The organism is uncultured Turicibacter sp. (assembly GCF_938044715.1).
GTDB lineage: Bacteria > Bacillota_I > Bacilli_A > MOL361 > Turicibacteraceae > Turicibacter > Turicibacter sanguinis.
Window position 1 is genome coordinate 96,781 of record NZ_CALIOS010000055.1, and the last position, 21,443, is coordinate 118,223.

The 21,443-nt window shown below is 33.8% G+C and carries 13 protein-coding genes, 1 rRNA gene and 1 other annotated feature; of the genes, 9 read left to right on the forward strand and 5 right to left on the reverse strand.

Translation table 11 applies throughout. The features are described from left to right. Positions 1-5: 5 nt before the first annotated feature. Positions 6-1,364, forward strand: a complete 1,359-nt coding sequence (mnmE, locus tag QWC74_RS06460) for a tRNA uridine-5-carboxymethylaminomethyl(34) synthesis GTPase MnmE (RefSeq protein ID WP_006784007.1) — start codon at positions 6-8, stop codon at positions 1,362-1,364. A gap of 966 nt (positions 1,365-2,330) precedes the next feature. Here the strand turns inward: mnmE and QWC74_RS06465 are convergent. After that, positions 2,331-2,897 (reverse strand): nucleoside triphosphate pyrophosphatase, encoded by a 567-nt coding sequence (locus tag QWC74_RS06465; protein ID WP_006784006.1) that lies wholly within the window; start codon positions 2,895-2,897, stop codon positions 2,331-2,333. 449 nt (positions 2,898-3,346) lie between these two features. Further along, positions 3,347-3,570 (forward strand) — a binding site (T-box leader). A 40-nt stretch (positions 3,571-3,610) separates the two neighbouring features. On the opposite strand from QWC74_RS06465, the gene asnA reads away from it, so the two are divergent. The 4 genes from asnA (at position 3,611) to QWC74_RS06485 (ending at position 8,064) form a co-directional block, all read left to right on the forward strand. Then, positions 3,611-4,591: an aspartate--ammonia ligase gene (gene asnA, locus QWC74_RS06470; RefSeq protein WP_006784005.1), complete on the forward strand. Its 981-nt coding sequence runs from the start codon at positions 3,611-3,613 to the stop codon at positions 4,589-4,591. 15 nt (positions 4,592-4,606) lie between these two features. After that, a complete protein-coding gene (asnS, locus tag QWC74_RS06475; protein WP_006784004.1) occupies positions 4,607-5,998 on the forward strand; it encodes an asparagine--tRNA ligase in 1,392 nt (463 codons plus the stop codon). Between the two features lie 154 nt (positions 5,999-6,152). Then, positions 6,153-7,124 (forward strand): LacI family DNA-binding transcriptional regulator, encoded by a 972-nt coding sequence (locus QWC74_RS06480; RefSeq protein WP_229040159.1) that lies wholly within the window; start codon positions 6,153-6,155, stop codon positions 7,122-7,124. A gap of 31 nt (positions 7,125-7,155) precedes the next feature. Further along, on the forward strand, positions 7,156-8,064 hold the full coding sequence (locus QWC74_RS06485; RefSeq protein WP_006784001.1) for a hypothetical protein: 909 nt from the start codon (positions 7,156-7,158) through the stop codon (positions 8,062-8,064). 373 nt (positions 8,065-8,437) lie between these two features. On the opposite strand, the gene QWC74_RS06490 is transcribed toward QWC74_RS06485, so the two are convergent. The 4 genes from QWC74_RS06490 to QWC74_RS06505 all read right to left on the reverse strand — a co-directional run bounded on the left by QWC74_RS06490 (position 8,438) and on the right by QWC74_RS06505 (position 17,274). After that, positions 8,438-10,351, reverse strand: coding sequence for a YgiQ family radical SAM protein (locus tag QWC74_RS06490; RefSeq protein WP_006784000.1), 1,914 nt, complete (start codon positions 10,349-10,351; stop codon positions 8,438-8,440). 116 nt (positions 10,352-10,467) lie between these two features. After that, on the reverse strand, positions 10,468-12,258 hold the full coding sequence (locus tag QWC74_RS06495; protein WP_006783999.1) for a clostripain-related cysteine peptidase: 1,791 nt from the start codon (positions 12,256-12,258) through the stop codon (positions 10,468-10,470). Between the two features lie 98 nt (positions 12,259-12,356). Continuing rightward, complete coding sequence (gene pulA / locus QWC74_RS06500; protein WP_006783998.1) at positions 12,357-15,422, reverse strand: type I pullulanase; 3,066 nt, start codon at positions 15,420-15,422, stop codon at positions 12,357-12,359. Positions 15,423-15,549: 127 nt separating this feature from the next. After that, complete coding sequence (locus QWC74_RS06505; RefSeq protein ID WP_006783997.1) at positions 15,550-17,274, reverse strand: EAL domain-containing protein; 1,725 nt, start codon at positions 17,272-17,274, stop codon at positions 15,550-15,552. Between the two features lie 229 nt (positions 17,275-17,503). Here QWC74_RS06505 and QWC74_RS06510 point away from each other — a divergent pair, with 229 nt between their 5' ends. The 4 genes from QWC74_RS06510 to QWC74_RS06525 form a co-directional block, all read left to right on the forward strand. Next, positions 17,504-17,938, forward strand: coding sequence for a DUF1934 domain-containing protein (locus QWC74_RS06510; protein ID WP_229040150.1), 435 nt, complete (start codon positions 17,504-17,506; stop codon positions 17,936-17,938). A 5-nt stretch (positions 17,939-17,943) separates the two neighbouring features. Further along, on the forward strand, positions 17,944-19,605 hold the full coding sequence (gene argS / locus QWC74_RS06515; RefSeq protein ID WP_006783995.1) for an arginine--tRNA ligase: 1,662 nt from the start codon (positions 17,944-17,946) through the stop codon (positions 19,603-19,605). Between the two features lie 21 nt (positions 19,606-19,626). Then, complete coding sequence (gene rpoE, locus QWC74_RS06520) at positions 19,627-20,118, forward strand: DNA-directed RNA polymerase subunit delta (RefSeq protein ID WP_006783994.1); 492 nt, start codon at positions 19,627-19,629, stop codon at positions 20,116-20,118. 531 nt (positions 20,119-20,649) lie between these two features. After that, positions 20,650-21,443: ribosomal RNA gene (locus tag QWC74_RS06525) — 16S ribosomal RNA — on the forward strand; the annotation flags it as partial.

Consider the following 21,443-nt stretch of genomic DNA (forward strand, 5'->3'; position numbering starts at 1 on the left):
TTTTAATGCTACAAGATACAATCGCTGGAATCTCTACTGCTATGGGCGAAGGAGCCATCTCAATCATTCGTTTAAGTGGAGATGAAGCCTTAGATATTGCAAATAAAATTTTTCGTGGAAAAGATTTAAAAAGTGTTGCTAGCCATACCATTAACTACGGTTTTATATATGATCCTGAAACTGACCGAAAAGTCGATGAAGTTTTAGTTTCAGTCATGCGAGCACCAAAAACATTTACGGCTGAAGATATCGTGGAAATTAACTGCCACGGGGGAATTTTAGTCACTAATAAAATACTAGAACTTATTTTATTAGCTGGTGCACGACTTGCTGAACCTGGGGAATTCACAAAACGCGCCTTCTTAAATGGCCGTATCGATTTAGCACAAGCCGAATCAATTATGGATATCATTCATGCTAAAAGCGAACAATCTTTATCACTAGCTTTAAACGGTTTAGATGGGCGTGTTTCTCGTTTAATTAAAGAAATGCGTGAAGAAATTTTAAATATTTTAGCTAATATCGAAGTTAATATCGATTATCCTGAATATGATGATGTTGAAGAAATGACAAACGACATCTTACTTCCTCGTTCAATCGATATTCATGAAAAAATGTTAAAACTATTAGATACAGCTAAAACAGGAAAAATTCTTCGAGATGGAATTAAAACTGTCATTATCGGGCGTCCTAACGTTGGAAAATCAAGTTTACTGAATCAATTAATGCGTGAAGAAAAAGCCATCGTAACAAATATTGCAGGAACAACACGTGATACAGTTGAAGGGTATATTAATATCGGTGGATTAACATTAAATTTAATCGATACGGCTGGAATTCGTGATACAGAGGACATTGTTGAAGCTATTGGTGTTGAAAAATCAAAAAAACTAATTAACGAAGCCGAACTTGTTTTATTAGTTTTAAATAATAATGAAAAATTAACAGCCGATGATCGTGAACTATTATCATTAACAAATGATAAAAACCGTATTATCATCTTAAATAAAACAGATTTAGAGACTCAAATTGAACGAGACGAACTTCCAAACTATATTGAAACCTCTATGGTTTTAGAAAAAGGAATTGAAGTTCTAGAAAATCAAATTAAAAAAATGTTTGAAATTGGGGATATCGGAGCTAAAGATATGACTTATTTATCAAATGCCCGTCATATTGCTAAACTAAAACAAGCTATTAATTCAATTAACGATGCCATTTCAGCTATGCAGTTAGGAATGCTTGTGGATATGGTTGAAATTGATATTAAAAATGCATGGTATTCACTTGGTGAAATTATCGGAGAAGATATGGGAGATTCATTACTCGATGAACTCTTCAGTAAATTCTGCTTAGGAAAATAAATAAAAAAGATTAGAGAAATTTTTCCTCTAATCTTTTTTATTTTATAACCTTCATAGATTATAAAAATCTAAACTAGCTATATCTTTATGTCATATTATGTCTGTTTTTCTCACTTTGATTGCCGACAATAAAATGCATTTATCTACAACTAATCCACATCTATGTGGACAAAAAACGACACTTGTCTACAGTTTATTCACAAGATATCAACAAGCAAAAATCTCATAAAATCGACATTTTCAGACAGTTATCCCCACTACCCACAGAACTTATTATTATTGTTATTATTATAAAAAATAAATATATAAATACAATAGGAAGTTTTGTCGAAAAAAAGTTTTTTACTTTCCTAAAAATAAAATAATTCTTTATCACCTATCATTTAAAATTAATGCTGTATTTCTAACTTAAGTATTTAAATTCAAAAAAAATTAATAAATTTTCATATTCACTTAATAAGCTGAGTACCAGACTTTCCACAATACAAATACCATTTCATTCTAACTATTAATAAATAAAAATCCTATATATAATAAAAATTTTTAAAATCTAATATTAGAACCCTTTTTCTAGCTTAAATAATATCAAAAATCATTTCTCCATAAAAAATTAAAACTCTCTTTTTGATTTCTCACCTCCCCTAAGGGGGGACAATTAAATAATAAAAAAAGTATTTTTCTAACTAAAATTCAACTTTTTTAAACCACTATTTTCGACAATAACAAACAGTTATATACAAACAATTCACAACCATGTGGACAAAAAACGACACTTATCTACAGTTTATTCACAAGATATCAACAAGCAAAAACTTCGTTAAATCGACACTTTCAGACACTTATCCTCAATATCCACAAAGCTTATTATTATTGTTATTATAAAAAAAATATAATATATAATAATAACAAAAAAAGACGTGAATCGACAGACTCACATCTCTATTTAAAAACTGTGTATAAAGACTATTAAATTAAATTTAAATGAGTTAACGTTCTCTTTAATTGAGCAATGGGTAATCCCATGACACTATAATAATCTCCAGAAATAGATTTTACTAATTCAAACCCTTTTCCTTGAATTCCATAAGATCCTGCCTTATCCATTGGTTCTCCACTTTTAATATAATTTAAAATCCATTCATCTGTAACATAATAAAATTCAACATCCGTAATATTAACGAAACTTGTTAATAACTCTTTTTCTTTATTAATAATACTTACACCTGTCATAACCTGATGTTTACGTCCTGATAAATTTTTTAACGTATTAAATGCATCTTCTTCATTTTTTGGTTTACCTAAAATTTTTCCATCACAGACAACAATCGTATCCGCACCAATAACAGTTTCACTTTCAAAAAGATCAGCAACTGCACAAGCCTTTTGAATTGCTAAATCTTGAACTTGACCTGCTACATCTAAATCAGCATCCATTACCTCATCTACAGCACTAACAACCACTCTATGTTCAATTCCAGCTAACTCTAATAATTCTTTTCGTCTTGGAGACTGTGACGCTAAAATAATTCCCATAATCAACACTCCTTTTTATTTATCCACATTTCAATGTCGAATTCTGATAACAGATTCGACATCTAATATAATTAAAAATTATAACATATACAGGAGATTCTATATGACTATCTAAATAATCTCTGCTAAATTATCAGACTACCAAGAAGTTTTCCAAATGATGCTCAATTTATACGAAGACACTCTCCAATAATCATAAACCTCTGAAGAAAAATTCAAATAAAGAAATTATCTTCTTCAGCAAATTAGAGCAATAGGGATGGAAAAAACATCTTATATGTGGATAAACATATCATCTTCTTACAAGAAAAGCATAAACTTTTAATAAAAAAATAATTTTAAAATATATGAGAATATTTTTAACTTTAAAGAACTAGACTAAACAATATAAATTTTTAATATTTATCATTGACTAAAATTAGTTAAGTGTATAAGATATTAATAAGTCAATATCTACGTTGAAAAGGAGAGTACCTTTTAATTAAGTCAAAGCGAGTCAGGGACGGTGGGAGCCTGATATGGCGTTAAAAGCGAAGAACACCTTGGAGTTACTTATCGAAAGCAATTATTTGTAAGTAGGCTAAGTCGTACACCTGCGTTAAAGGGAAAGGGTAAGAATATTCTATTCTTAAACTAGGGTGGTACCGCGGATCAACAGTCATTCGTCCCTTTTGGGCGAAGACTGTTTTTTTTTGTTGCCGGAGGTGGAATTCATGTACGAAAGCAAGTTATCTCTCATTGAAACACAAAAAGGAATCAAAAAAATTAAAGATTTTTTTCAAACAGAATTAGCAAAAGAATTAAATCTACTTCGAGTATCAGCCCCTTTATTTGTCCCATCAGATAGTGGACTAAATGATAATTTAAATGGAGTTGAACGTCCAGTAAGCTTTGATTTATTATCAGGGGAAACTATTCAAATCGTTCATTCACTTGCTAAGTGGAAACGTAAAGCCTTAAAAGACTATGGATTTTCTATAGATGAAGGGTTATACACAGATATGAACGCGATTCGAAGAGATGAAACTTTATCTAATATCCATTCGATCTATGTTGATCAATGGGATTGGGAAAAAATTATTCTTGAGGAAAACCGCACGACACAGAATTTATACTCAATTGTTCAACAAATTTATCGTGCACTAGTTGAGACGGAAAAAAGTTTATTAAAGACTTATCCACAACTCACCAAAAAATTGCCTGATGAAATTACATTTATTACGAGCCAAGAGTTAGAAAATTTATATCCTAATTTATCTCCAAAAGAAAGAGAAGATGAAATTTGCAAAAAGTATGGCGCTGTTTTTATTTCGCAAATTGGGAAGGTTTTAAACTCTGGCAAAGTTCATGATTTACGAGCACCTGATTACGATGATTGGGAACTAAATGGGGATATCTTACTCTATAATCCCATCTTAAAAAGGGCTTTTGAAATTTCATCAATGGGAATTCGTGTAGATAAACAAGCTCTACTTCATCAACTAGAGGTGACCGATACAATGGATCGATTGAATTTACCATATCATCAAGATTTGATAAATGGTCGATATCCATTTACTGTTGGTGGTGGGATTGGACAATCTCGCTTATGTATGTTTTTCTTAGAAAAAATGCATATCGGTGAAGTTCAAAGTTCAATTTGGCCTGTGGATATCATTGAGCAGTGTAAGCAACAAAATATTCATTTATTATAAAAGGAGGACCTATTAATGGAAAAAATCGTTGTACGTCAATTATTTAGAAATTTAGATCGTTATGCTAACCAAGTGGTTGAAATTAACGGATGGGTTCGTAACAATCGCGCTCAAAAAGCATTTGGATTCTTAATGATCAATGATGGATCATTCTTTGAAACAATCCAAGCTGTATATGAAGAAAATTTAGAAAACTTTAAAGAAGTTCAAAAATTTCGTGTTGGTTCTGCTGTAACAGTTCGCGGATTAGTTTATCCTACACCAGGCTCAAAACAACCATTTGAAATTAAAGTACAAGAAGTTATTCTTGAAGGAGATTGTCCAGAAAACTATCCAATCCAACCAAAACAACATACTCGTGAATTCTTACGTGAAGTGGCACACTTACGTCCACGTACTAACCTATTCTCAGCAGTATTCCGTGTTCGTTCATTAGTAGCATACGCTATCCATAGCTATTTCCAAGAAAAAAACTTCGTTTATGTGCACACTCCAATTATCACTGGATCAGATGCTGAAGGTGCAGGAGAAATGTTCCAAGTTACAACGTTAGATTTCAATAACGTACCACGCACTGAAGAAGGAGCAGTAGATTTCAAACAAGATTTCTTCGCAAAATCTACAAACTTAACAGTATCAGGACAGTTAGAAGCTGAAACATTCGCTTTAGCATTACGTGATGTGTATACATTCGGACCGACGTTCCGTGCAGAAAACTCAAATACACAACGTCATGCTGCTGAGTTCTGGATGATTGAACCAGAAATCGCATTTGCCGACTTACAAGACGATATGGATTTAGCTGAGGGTATGATTAAATACATCATCAACTATGTATTAGAAAATGCCCCTGAAGAAATGAAATTCTTTAATCAATTCGTAAGCAAAGGTGTATTAGATCGTGTTAAAGCTGTGGCAGAATCAGACTTCAAACGTTTACCATACACAGAGGCAATTGAAATTTTATTAAAAGCAGATAAAAAATTCGAAAACCCAGTTTCATGGGGAATTGACTTATCCACAGAACATGAACGTTACTTAACAGACGAAGTATTCAAAGCGCCTGTTTTCGTAACAGACTATCCAAAAGATATTAAAGCATTCTACATGCGATTAAATGATGATCAAAAAACAGTTGCTGCAATGGACCTTTTAGTACCAGGTGTTGGTGAATTAATCGGTGGTTCTCAACGTGAAGAACGTTTAGAAATTTTAGAGCAACGTATGGATGAAATCGGAGTACCAAAAGAAGAATTAGACTGGTATTTAGACTTACGCCGTTATGGTGGTGTAAAACATGCTGGATTCGGTTTAGGATTTGAGCGTATGATTATGTACATCACTGGTGTTGAAAATATTCGCGACGTTGTACCATTCCCACGTACACCAAAAAATGCAGAATTCTAAGATATCCACAAGAAAAACTCTCCTCATGGAGAGTTTTTTAATTTAATATAATGTGTAACCGTATACAATTATAAGTCCTTTCTAAATTACGATATAATTAAACTATTATAATAGGGTAATTATACACTAAGAAAGGGTGATGACATTGGCCACGATGAAAGACGTTGCAAAATTAGCAGGGGTTTCCTTATCAACAACATCTTATGCACTAAATGGAAGCAATAAAATTAGTGACGCAACAAGGCAGAAAGTTTTAGAAGCAGCTAAACAACTTAACTTTTCTCCAAACGCAGCTGCTAGGTCTTTAAAAACAAAAAAAACAAAAATTATTGGTGTTATTTTAAGTGATTTTATCGGTCCATACTTTAGCAGTTTATTAGCTGGAATTCAACATCAAGTACGAGAAGACGGATACGATGTTATTGTTATCTCAGGTATTGAAACAGGAGAACGATTTATTAGACAAAAACTTGTAGATGGAATGATTATGTTAAATCCAGCTATTGAAGATAGCGTAATAGGCGCTTATGCTAGTCACGAAACACCTTTTATCCTAATGGATCGCAAACTCGAAGGCGATGGAATTTATAACGTCATGATTAACAACCATGATGCTTTTACACAAATTATGAAACATCTAGTTCAACAAGGTAGTAAAAAAATTGCCTATATGAGTGGGGATACATTTGCATCTGACAATAACTATCGTCATGATGCTTATCAACAAGTCTTAAAAGATTATGAACTAACGTATTCAAGAACTTTTGAGTGTGATTATACAAAAGAAAAGGCATATCAAATCGTAAAACATTTAATTGAAAAACAAGAGGTTGACTTTGACACATTAGCCTGTGCTAATGACTTGATGGCAGTCGGAGCCATTGAAGCCTTTAAAGAAGCTGGAATCAATATTCCTAATGATATCATTGTTTCGGGATTTGATGATATTGAACTTTCACAATATTGTTATCCACAAATCACAACCTATCATATCAATCGCTATCAATGGGGGAGAAAAGCGGGCGAAATTATGATGCGTGCGATTAATAAAGAAGAAGGAATTCATACGCATGAATTTACAGGATATTTAATTGAGCGTGATTCAACAAAAAAGGCATCGAATTAATTTCGATGCTTTTTTAAAGGGGGAAAAACAGATGAATTACAAGTGGATTATTGAAAATCAAGTAGCTATCTCTTTAGAATCGCGAGAAAAATTATCATCAGAATCAATCTTTCAAACAATTGTAACCATTGAAAAAGAAGATTTCCGTTTAATTTGGAAATGGAATGACTCTAGTGAAGTTAGACACTATATGTATACTGTGGGCAATTATCCTAATCCAACAGAATTTGAACTTTATGAATTTCAACAATTTATTAACTATGAAATTAAACATCGTCGAAAGATTCTTTTATGGTTTCAATCAATCGATATGCAAGAAATTTATTTTAACTATTTAAAAATAAATCATCCACAAGTAGAGTTACCATTAAAGCTTGAACACTGTAAAGCATGCTATGAAAAGGGATGTTTAACTGATTTATTTTGTCATACTTCTTCCATAGAAGATGGAATTAAAATTTTATCAACAGGAGAACTACTTTCATCAAGAAAAGTTCGTAAAGAAGATATCAACGTTTTAAGAATGGAATCGAGAAATGCAGCTGGCGATCCTGTGGACTATTTTGATTATGTCATGCTGTCTTACGGTAACTGTTTTTCCGGAGATCGTTTAGTAACAGAAAGACGAATTAATGACAATCCCACTGAATTAGACTTAACAACTAACTTCCAACCAGGCATTCGGTATTACTTTAATCGACAAGCCCTTCAACACCATCCTAACTTTTGTTGTGATGGCTATCATGCTGGTAAAGTAAAAGATCGAATTAACCTATTAGACCACCTACTTTGCTGTATTGTGCCGAAAACCCACGAACAATTAATTAAACAATTTGCTCATCCAAACTTATTATCTAAAATTATATTTTTAGAGCCTATAGCAGATTTACACTTATGGACACATCAAGCCTATGAAACAGCAAAAAAATTCAATCATTAAAAACACGCCGAGTAGCGTGTTTTTAATTTAATTGTCGACAAATAAAAACAGTTATCTACAAACCATTCACACCCATGTGGACAAAAAACGACACTTATCTACAAGTTATTCACAGGATATCAACAAACAAAAATGTTGTAAAATCGACACTTTCAGACACTTATCCTCAATATCCACAATGCTTATTATTGTTTTTATTATTAAAAGAATATAATAATATATATTAATCGAATATTCGACAAGTTAATCTATAAAAAATATATAGCTCAGTGTTAGAATCCTTTTTATCCTATTTTCTAATATCCATAATTTTTAGACGGAACTAATTTCTACTTGTTAAAGTGATAAAATAAGCCACTCTAGTTAGAGTGGCTTATTTTTTCTTTTTATTCTTAGAATGACCATATGATTTTGATTGTGAACGATAACCACCTTTTTGACCATTTTTTTGATTAGATTTAGTAGCAGGTTTTCCACCTTTACTTGGTAACTTTGGTTTAGCAGGTTTAATTAAACATTCAGGGCCATAACCCACTAAATCTAAACGTCCAGCCTTTTGTAATGCCTCATAAACTAAATCATAATTCTGTGGATTCTTATATTGAATTAATGCACGTTGCATTGCTTTCTCATGAGGATCTTTCGGTACATAAACAGGGGTCATCGTACGAGGATCAACTCCTGTATGGAACATCGTTGTGGATAACGTACCTGGAGTTGGATAGAAATCCTGTACCTGTTCAGGTTGATGATTAATATCACGTAAATATTCTGCCAACTCAATCGCTCCACGTAAATCACAGCCCGGATGTGAACTCATTAAATAAGGGACTAAATACTGATCCTTATCTAACTTTTGATTAATCGCATAATACTTCTTCACAAAACGATCATATAAAGAACGCGTTGGTTTTCCCATATAATGCAATACCGTATCCGAAACATGCTCAGGTGCAACCTTCAACTGCCCACTTACATGATGCTCCACTAATTCGCGGAAAAATTCATCATTCTTGTCATACATCACATAATCATAACGAATACCCGAACGCACAAAGACTTTCTTCACCTTCGGTAAAGTTCTTAACTTGCGTAAAAGATCAAGATAATCACTATGATCCACCTTCAGTTGTTTACAAGGATTTGGATGTAAACATTGCTTCTTCTTGCAGACACCTTTTGTCATCTGCTTATCACAACTTGGGGCATAGAAATTAGCCGTTGGTCCCCCAACATCATGAATATATCCTTTAAAATCAACATCCTCAGTAATTTTCTTTGCTTCTTCAATAATAGACTCTTTAGAACGAGTTTGAATCGTACGTCCTTGATGGAACGTCAAAGCACAGAAATTACATCCTCCGAAACATCCACGATTTGAAATTAAACTAAACTTCACTTCATCAATCGCCGGAATATGACCCATTTCTTCATACATCGGATGATACTTTCTCGTATAAGGAAGGGCATACGTATAATCCATTTCCTCTTGAGTTAAACGTTCACCTGGTGGATTTTGAACTACATACCAACCTTGGCAAGGCTCCACTAATGTCTTAGCGACAATTGAATCAGTATTTTCATACTGAATATTAAAACTTTTTGCATAGGTCATTTTATCCGCTACAATTTCCTCATAGCTTGGAAGCATAATATAATCATACGCGCGGTCTAAATCTTTTGTCTTCCATACTGAACCACGAATATAAACTAAATCTTCAACTGCAATTCCAGCATTTAAGGCATCTGCAACCTCAATAATAATTTTTTCACCCATACCATACAGTAATAAATCAGCCTTGGCATCTAACAATAACGAGCGACGTACTTTATCATCCCAATAATCATAATGAGCTAAACGACGTAAGGATGCCTCAATTCCACCCACAATAATCGGAACATCAGGATAAGCCTGACGTGCCATATGTGAATAAACAATCGTTGCACGATCAGGTCGTTTTCCCATCTCACCGTTCGGTGTATAAGAATCTTTTTTACGACGGCGCTTAGAAACCGAATAGTGATTTACCATGGAATCAATATTTCCTGAAGAAATTAAAAATCCTAAACGAGGCTTTCCAAAACGTCTAAACTCCTCAACATCTTTCCAGTTTGGCTGAGAAATGATACAAACCTTATAACCATATGCCTCAAGCGTTCTTGTAATAATAGCGGCTCCAAAAGAAGGATGATCCACATAAGCATCACCCGTAATATAAACAAAGTCAGCCTGTTCCCATCCACGCGCTTCCATTTCTTCACGTGTTACCGGTAAAAATTCTGACATATTATCACCTCATCAAATTCAATATATCGCCATTATAACAGGTTTATTCTAAAAACACGAACCACATTTATTAACAATAGACATAAAAAAAAACGACTTAATGTCGTTTTTTCACTCTATTCAAAAATGATACCCTCTGTTAAATAACTATTTTGATACAAATCTGTCAGACAATAATAAACTAAACAATCATTTTCACCAATCGATTGATAATTCACCACAAGACCTGATTCATCTACAACTAAAGGATCTCCTAAATAATAACTCCCATCATATTCCCCGTCATATGTATAACCATCTACTATAAAATTTAATATATCCCCCTCTTTAATCGGAACAAGTCCTCGAAGTAAAATAGAAGACTCATCATATCCATATCGATAACCAGCTACCTTCCCCTCCGGTTTTTCATTATCCCAGATTAAAATAATTTCAACCTCTTGATTATTTACATGAGCAGGGACATAACCATAAGACATCCACTTATCCCCATCCACTTCTTCACCCAGTGCATAAAAAGGCACAATATGATCATTAATAGCGACCCACGTATGGTCAAACGTCATCATCAAATCCCCATCATCATCAAACTCATAAAGATTATCAAAACCCAACTCCAAATAACCTTCCCCATCATCATAATAAACCTGGCACTCAACCTTTGAAATCAAATTCCAGTCCTCATCCGATAAAATAAGCGCATAATACTCTCCCTTATCCTCAATCTCCCAATCATAATCCATATAATTACCGTCCAACATCATTCTTACAAAAAGCTCCATAAACGAGACATACCCCTCATCTATCCCCAACTGCATATAAACATCCATCATTCCATCAAAATACTCAAGCTCTGAGTATGGAAAATAAACAGATATCCCACCTATATCATCAGATGAATTAGAACTGGCTTTATACTTTACACAATCATTAATAGCTTCAATGAGCACATCAGATTGCTCTAAATCAATTTCTTTTGCTAAATCTGCCAAATCAACATGGTCAATATCAGTATTTCCAAAGCTTTTACTCTCACTTCGTCCTTTAGAAATTAACTCAAAATTTTGATTATTTAAAACTAAATTAGCTTCCTCTAATAACATACAAAAACTTTCATACACAGATCCAATTTTTGATAAATCACCTACGGCGAGTGTTGCGCTCATTCCATGACTTTCAACTATACTTCTGTTTATATAATCATCCACAATTTGTTTTCCTAAATCTAAAGTCTCAATACTAGGATTCTTAGAAAGAGTCGTTAACCAGTCGGTATAATACCAGCCTCCTGCTGGTTCCGTTTCTTCGGAGGCAATCATATAATCGGCATAATCATCTAACACTAATCCGACCTCAATCGTAGACATTAAACAGGCATCAAACCCAATAAAGTCAAAATAGACGCCACCATCCTCTAATGCGGTCTCAAGCTCATAAATCTTCATCGGCACCTTATCAAAATTTTCATCTACAGCAAAACCATCCAAAGCCCCTCCACCATGGTCCCATAAAATTAACACATAACGGTCAGCCATAAAATGAGTTGCAGCATAAGAAATAAAATCACTTAACGTAGAAGGATCCGCCATGTCTTTAAGCCCTAAATTTTCATCTAATAAAACAAGTTCACCATTCTCAATCAAATAACGTTGATTAGTTTCAGTACTAATCACATCATTTTTCCATTGACGGGTTCCACCCGTTTCAATAATAACATTCACTTGCTCAGATAAATCAGCTGCAAGCATTTCTTCTAAATCCTTTGTTGCAGATCCAAGCTCAGACTCTAAATCAGATCCACACATATAAACCATAACCGTTACAACCGTATCATCATGAAGCGACTCGAACTGATCACAGCCGAGTAGCATTAACAAGCACAAAAAATAAACCCCTAAATACCTCAATTAAATCGCCTCCCATTCTCAATAAAAGTATATGGGAGAATCATTTAAAGATTGACATAAAAAGAGACTAATCTTAACGATTAGTCTCTTTTTGACATTTATTTAGAAGATTTCTTTTTCTTATCGTAAACAATATAAGCAACTGTTCCAGCAACCACAAGTAACGCTGCACCTGCGATTAATAAAACCTGAGCCCACTCACCATCAGATGAGATAGAATCATCAATCATTAACACATAAGATGAATGAGGTGTCACTGTTACAGAATCACCTTTCACAACCTCAATCACATCAGTTCCCGCTACCTCACCATTTGCAACTAATTGCCAATCAGCTGATTTTGGTAAAGTAATCACTTGCTCACTATCTGTCGCGTTGTGGATAACCGTAATATCAGACGCTGTATCCCCATTCGCATTATTTCCTAAATTGAAAGCAATCACACCAACAGGAACATCTTCCATAAACGTTAAATTCGCTTGAATATCTTCTTGTGCTGACATACGGAATGCTGGATGCGCACTACGAAGAGCGATTAATCCTTTATAGTAGTTATAAACATCAGCATTTTCTTCTTTCCAATTCCAATCGATTTGGTTTACCTCATCAGATGCATTATAACTATTATGATCTCCATCTTTCGTACGCATCATCTCAACACCAGCATGTAAGAAAGGAACACCTTGAGCAGTTAACACAATCACATTCGCTTGCTTTTGCATTAATTTAATTGTTTCCTCATCAGCATCCGGTAACGTTGCAACTAACTTATCATAAAGCGTATTGTTGTCATGTGCTGAAACATAGTTAATTGATTGAGAAGCTTCAGTTGCCCAAGGACCGCGAGATCCTCCTGCTAATGAAACACGGTTATAATCAATTTGAGAATGCTTTGTCGCTCCAACAATACCAAACTTCACACGCTCATCAAAACTAAACTGTCCATTAACAAAACCAGGCTCTTCAGCATTGAATACACTACCTTTTACTCCATCGCGAATATCATCACTAAACATCCCGATACCAGGCATTTGAGACGCATAAATTTTTAATGCTGCCTCATTTTGTTCTAACGCAGAACCACCAGCATCCCAACCTTCACCATAAACAATGATTGTTGGATCAATCTCAGTTAAAGCTGCACGAACTTCATTCATCGTTTCAATATCATGTAACGCCATTAAGTCAAAACGGAATCCATCAATATGATACTCAGTTGCCCAGTACTTCACTGAATCCACAATAAACTTACGCATCATTGAGCGATCAGATGCTGTCTCATTTCCACAACCAGATCCATTTGAGAACCCACCATCAGTTGTTTGACGATAATAATATCCTGGTACAATCTTATTAAAATCAGAATCCGCTGTTGCTCCTGTATGGTTATAAACCACATCCATTACCACACGAATTCCATTTTCGTGTAAAGATTGGACCATTTGTTTAAACTCATTAATACGAACCTCACCATGCTCAGGATCCGTTGAATAAGACCCTTCAGGAACATTATAATTTTGAGGATCATAACCCCAGTTAAATTGAGGCTCATCTAATTTTGTCTCATCGATTGAACGATGATCAAATGCTGGAAGTAAATGCAGATGAGTAATACCCAAATCCGTTAAATGATCCGTTGCCCCCTCTTCAGTAAACTGTAAAAACTTCCCGATATTTTTAAATCCTGCTGACTCATGACTTGACCAGTCACGCATATGCAACTCATAAATCACCGCATCTGTTGGAGTTCCACTAAACTCAGGACTCACATCACTGGACCAGTTTTCAGGATCCGTTAAATCTAAATCAACAACCATTGCACGATTCCCATTTACCCCAACCGCACGAGCATAAGGATCAACTGCTTCGTTCGTTTGACCTGAAACCGTCACTTCATACGTATAATAAGTCAGATTCAAATCACCACTAACATCTGCAACCCAAGTTCCTTTAACATCACGAGTCATATCGATTTGCTCAATTAAATTATCTCCACTACCTGCTTCATATAAATTTAAAACGACATGACTAGCTGTTGGTGCCCATACTCTAAATGATGTTTTATCCTTAGAATAAGTAAATCCTAAATCATCACCTTCATAATAGAATGCATCATTAAACTCTTCAGAATCAAAAAGCCCTGTAAATGATACTTCGATTGCATCCTTAAATCCTTCTTTTGCAATCGTATAAGAATCCTCTAAACTAATATTCTCTTTTAATAAAGCAACAATTGTAGAACTAGACTCATCTAACATCACTTGATCTAATTCTAAAATATTTCCTTGGCTATCGCGTACTTCGACACCTTCCGTCGATGTAATTGGAGCTGCTCCTGTAAACATAATTTTATTTAACGACTTAAACGTTGCTGTTGATAAACGTGGCGTTAAATCAACATCTGCCTCACTATAATAAATATTAGAATCACCTTCTAATAAATAAACATTCAATACACCCTCAGTCGCTTTAGTTAAATCAATAAAACGATCCTGATCAATATCTCTAGAATCCCAGTTACCTTTTCGCATAATAATTCCAAGCTTATCGGCACCATTTAAATCCTTTAAATTAATCTTAAAGATCTTTCCATAATCATCTTCATCTTCAAATGAATAAGACAATCCTTCCTGACCGTCAACCCATCCCCAAATATTCCATTTCTTATACTTATCATCATATCGACGATAATGTACAAACACTTGAACCTCAGCTTCCTCATCACTTACAGTCGATACAGTATCATTACCTGCAGTCTCTAACTTCACAACTTCGCCACCGGCTCCCGCTGGTGCTTCAGTTAAATAACCACACTGCCCCTCAGAAACCCAAATCTTAGTATCATCCTCAACCTTGATTCGCTGGTCCTCATCACAGTTTTTCTCTTGCCAATCCCCCTTACGAATAATGAATCCCGCTTCATTGCCTTTGGCAACCTCAATCTCTGCAATATAACCAAAGTCATCTTTAGCAGTAAAATCAATTTGCTCCATATCCTCAGTCCCAGTATCCCAAGCCCAAATATTCCATTCATCGTATACTCCGTCAGTGCGTTGATAATGAATCGTCAACTTCGCATCATCCGTCGCATGAATCCTCCCATTTGGTAAAATAGATGTTACCATAATTGCTATTGCTAGCATCAAAGAAATTTTACGTCTCATACTAGACCCCCTATATAAAGTTACATTCCTAATTCTACCACAACCAAAGGTTTATAAGTATACGCTTACACAATGTCGTAATCGGTTACCTACAAAATAAAAAAGATAGTCCATTACGGACCATCTTCTACTGAAATTTGTAAAGTTTACTATCATTATTTAAAATCTCTTCAATTGGAAGAGGCTTAGAAATTAAATACCCTTGAACAAGCTCACAATAATTATCTAAAACATAACTCAACTCATCATAGGTCTCAATACCCTCAGCAACTAACTCAACGGCTAAATCATCTGCTAAATTTCTAATCAACTTCACAATCGCTTGCGTCTTCTTATTTTGATGAATATCTTTAATAAACGAACGATCAATCTTAATAACCTGTGCATTTAACTGATTTACATAGTGAATCGATGAATAGCCTGTTCCAAAATCGTCTAAAACAATTTGAACGCCCATTTTTTTCAAAGTCTCTAAATTCTTATTACCAATTGTAATATTATCAATTAAAATTTGCTCTGTAACTTCAATACAAATTTTATGAGCATCAACCTCATAAAATTTTAAATTATCTTCAATATACTTAACTAAAGTTTCATCCGCTAAAGTCACACCTGTAATATTGATTGATACCTTAGGAAACTCAACTCCCTCATGATCGTACTGATGAATTGTACGTAACACTTCTTTTAATACCCAAAAGTCTAATTGTTTAATATCGCTAATTTCATATAAGTAGGGTAAGAATGAACCTGGAGCAAGCGTCCCTCTATTTGGATGATTCCATCTGATTAACGCTTCTAATTTACTAACAATATTCGTTTTAGCATTGACAATGGGTTGGAAATATAAAATAAGCTCATCATTTGCTAGACCTTGAATAAATTCATTTCTAACACGAATCGATTCTAAATACTTTTCCTTTGTCGAAGCATTAATTGTTACAAAAAATTCATTTTTATCTTTAATTAAATGACGTTTTACATACTCATAATAAACTAAATATTGCTCATAAGGTTCAATTGGATACAGTTCCATACAGAATGCTTTAAATTGTCCAGAAAAAGAATAATTATTAATCACAATTCCATTATGAATTAAGTTATTTAAAAGTTCTAACTTTGTTTTGATTTCATTCAATTCTAAATTATGTGTTAATATTGCAAATTGGTGTTCCGATATTCTAGCCATCTTACTGTAAATAAATAAGCTTTTTAATCTCTCTACAAAGAAATTTAAAAATTCATTATTCGATTTATCGGTTAATCCACTTTGGTAACTTGTAATTGATAAATCAATAATGGTTAAGAATGAATCTTGGTATTGAATACTAGATTTTAACTCTTCGAATCTTCTTTTTAATCCTTCACTATTTAACGTATTTGTACTTCGATCGTGGAATGCTAAATATTTTACTTCATGAGCAATTTCATACAAATCAGAAACATCACGATTATATCCAATCGTAAAAGACTTCTTAATAATCGGCATTACATACTTTGTTCCACTTGTTTGAATCCAAATATACTTTCCATTACTATGCTTTACTTTTAAAACAATTTGATATCTACCATGTGTTTTTAATGATTCAATTGATTCTTCAAACTTTTTTCGATATTTTGGATGAATTAATGTTGGAAAAAAATTCTTATCTTTTATTTGATTATTATCAGCCAATCCAAGCAATTGATAATTTTGTTTTGACCACCAACTTACATCACGATTATCATAATAAATCCAATAGCCATCATGACTATTTTCAAGAATTTTATTTAATAAAATGATATGTTCGAGTTTATATCGACCAAAATATAAAATTATAAATAAAATCAATCCTCCTATAATATAGTTCATATTTTTTTCCTCCAATAAAACTTATATACCAGTATTATACAATTAAATTTGACAAATTCCTATATGACAAAAATTTCGCTTTCAAAAATAGGATAAAAGCTTTTATAACTGTTAAATCATGGTTTGTATCGTATATATTTATAAAGTTATTGCAATAATCATATAGAATCGTTAAAATAAGTTGTGCTATAATTAGTAGATAAAATTACACATTATGGATGATGATAAAATGAGCACAAATAAAATTAGTGGATTAGTTAGCTTTCATATGAAGCTAACGCAAGGACTCGATGTAACGGAAACGAAATTCGATACATCTGCCACATTATATAAAAAAAATGAAAAATTCTTTTTGTTTTTTAATGAAACTAATTTTGAAGATGATTCTATAACAAAATGCCGTTATGAAATGGACGATAACTCAGTTCGAATTCGTAGAGATGGACCAATTATTATGGATCAAATTTATAAGATTAGTGAGCTACAATCAGGATATATCAAGACTATCTATGGTCAATTAGATACAAAGTCTAAAACTCATCGGTTATCTTTAGAAATTTTAGACGCCACGTTAACTCTTAATTTAGATTACGATTTATTTGTATCTAATGAAAGAGCAGGTAATTATAAATTAACTGTTATATTCAATAAGGAGGATATCTAGCTAATATGATACAAACATTAAAAGAAAACTTAAAAGCAGAGATTAAACAAGCTGTTTTAACATGTGGATACATTACTGAGTCAGATGATTTAAATGTTATTTTAGAAAATTCAAAGGATGTAAGTCATGGGGATTATTCAACAAATATTGCTATGCAACTTACAAAGATAGCTAAAAAAAATCCTCGTATGATTGCAGAAGAAATTCTTAATAATTTTAATGCTGAGTCTGCGAATGTAGAAAAAATTGAAATTGCTGGGCCTGGGTTCATTAACTTTTTCATGAAAAAATCTGCATTTACGCAATCGATTAAAAATATTATTGAGTTAGGTCATGAGTTTGGTACTAGCAAAAGTGGAAATGGATTAAAATACAACGTAGAATACGTTTCGGCTAATCCAACTGGAGACTTACATTTAGGACATGCTCGTGGTGCTGCATTAGGAGATTCTTTATGTAGAATTTTAACTAAAGCAGGGTACGATGTAACTCGTGAATACTATGTAAATGATGCTGGAAATCAAATTCATAACTTAGTTATTTCAGCATATGCACGCTACTTGCAAGCTTTAGGTTTAGAAGCCGAAATGCCAGAAGACGGGTATCATGGGCCAGACATCATTGCTTTAGGACAATCTATGGTGGAACAATATGGTGATAAACTTGTTAATAAATTAGACGAAAACTACAAGTTAATTCGTGAAATGTCACTTGAATATGAATTAAATAAAATTCGTAAAGACTTAGATATGTTCGGTGTGGAGTTTGATATGTACACAAGTGAGCAAGAGTTATATGATAATAACTTAGTACAAGAGTCTATTAAATTACTAGAAGAAAAAGGATTCATCTATGAAGAAGATGGAGCAGTTTGGTTCCGTTCGACTGATTTTGGTGATGACAAAGATCGTGTATTAAAGAAATCAGATGGTTCGTACACTTATTTAACTCCAGATATTGCTAATCATATTGAGAAATTAAAACGTGGTAATGATAAATTAGTAGATATTTGGGGAGCAGACCATCACGGATATATTGCGCGCGTAAAGGCATCTATGCAGGCTTTAGGATATGAAGCGGATAAATTAGAAGTAGATATTATTCAAATGGTTCGTCTAATTAAAGATGGTGAAGAATTTAAAATGTCTAAACGTACAGGGAAAGCTGTAACAATTCGTGAATTAGTAGATGAAGTAGGTGTAGATGCAGTACGTTATTTCTTTGTTATGCGTAGTGGAGAAACACAAATGGATTTCGATTTAGATTTAGCAACTAAAAAATCAAATGAAAATCCTGTTTATTATGCGCAATACGCTCATGCCCGTACTTGTTCAATTTTACGACAAGCTGAAGAAAAAGGCTTTAATGTAGAATTAAAAGATCAATATAATCACATTACCCACGAAAAAGAATTTGAGGTAATCAAATTAATGGGGGATTTCCCTATTGTTGTTGGAGATGCAGCTAACAAAAGACGACCTCATTTAATTTGTAATTATATTAATGATCTTGCCACAGCATTCCACAGTTTATATAATGCAGAAAAAGTAATTAATGAAGAGAATGTTGAGAAGACTAATGAAAAATTAGCTTTAATTAAAGCTCTAGAAATTACAATCAAAAATGCATTAGAATTAATTGGGGTATCAGCTCCAGAACGTATGTAATTATCATAAGGAGGAATAAAAATGACAATTAACCAAGAAATGTCAATGTTAGAAGTAGCAGAATTACTAATTCAACGTAAAATTAAACCTCAAAAATTCGAGAAGATTGCAAAAGAAGTTTGTGAAATGATGGGCTTAACAGATGATGAATTCCAATCGAAATTAGCTCAGTTTTATACTGATTTAACGTTAAGTGGAAAGTTTGTAACAGTTGGAGAAGATAAATGGGATTTAAAATCACGTCAAAAGTATGATGTGGCTAATTATGATACATATGACATTGATTTTGATGATGAAGAAATTGAAGTTGTTACTGAAGATGGATTTGACGTTTATCCAGAAGAAAATGAAGAATTCATAGTAGAGCCTGAGGATGAAACTGAAAAAGAAAAATATCTAGAAGACGAAGAAGAAACAGAAGATGATTATAGCGATGAAAGTGATGCAGAAGTTGAAGAAGAAACAGATGAGTTTGAAGGCTTAGCTATTTATAGCGAAGATGACTTTGAGTAATGATGTAATAAAAGACTCCTTTTAGAGAAAAATCCCTCTATATTAGATTTTTGATCTAATATAGAGGGATTTTTTATTAAAAGATTAAACAGTAATAAAAAATATAAAATTAATTCAAGAGATTTCTTAGAATATAAACAAGAGGGGAAATAGGTTAGATTTGAAGAAAAATATTTAGTATTCGTGCGAGACAAAAATTACCCTAAATGCTTATTGAATTTCCCTATTAATTTATAAATTTTATATAATTAAATGTAATTTCAAAAAAAAGATAAAAAAATGGATAAAAGGTTTGACAACTTTCGACAGACATGATAAGATAATCAAGTCGTCGAAAGAAGACAAAAAAAGAAATCGAAAGATTTTAAAAAAACTTCAAAAAAGTGTTTGACAGAAAGAGTTAAACATGATAAGATAATCAAGTCGCTGAAACAAGTGACAAAGAAGTTCTTTGAAAACTAAACAGAACGTCAACAAACATTACTTTAAGAAAATAAGTTTCTTAAAAGAAGCTTAGGATATAAACAAACTATTATGGAGAGTTTGATCCTGGCTCAGGATGAACGCTGGCGGCGTGCCTAATACATGCAAGTCGAGCGAACCACTTCGGTGGTGAGCGGCGAACGGGTGAGTAACACGTAGGTTATCTGCCCATCAGACGGGGACAACGATTGGAAACGATCGCTAATACCGGATAGGACGAAAGTTTAAAGGTGCTTCGGCACCACTGATGGATGAGCCTGCGGCGCATTAGCTAGTTGGTAGGGTAAAGGCCTACCAAGGCGACGATGCGTAGCCGACCTGAGAGGGTGAACGGCCACACTGGGACTGAGACACGGCCCAGACTCCTACGGGAGGCAGCAGTAGGGAATCTTCGGCAATGGGCGAAAGCCTGACCGAGCAACGCCGCGTGAATGATGAAGGCCTTCGGGTTGTAAAATTCTGTTATAAGGGAAGAATGGCTCTAGTAGGAAATGGCTAGAGTGTGACGGTACCTTATGAGAAAGCCACGGCTAACTACGTGCCAGCAGCCGCGGTAATACGTAGGTGGCGAGCGTTATCCGGAATTATTGGGCGTAAAGAGCGCGCAGGTGGTTGATTAAGTCTGATGTGAAAGCCCACGGCTTAACCGTGGAGGGTCATTGGAAACTGGTCAACTTGAGTGCAGAAGAGGGAAGTGGAATTCCATGTGTAGCGGTGAAATGCGTAGAGATATGGAGGAACACCAGTGGCGAAGGCGGCTTCCTGGTCTGTAACTGACACTGAGGCGCGAAAGCGTGGGGAGCAAACAGGATTAGATACCCTGGTAGTCCACGCCGTAAACG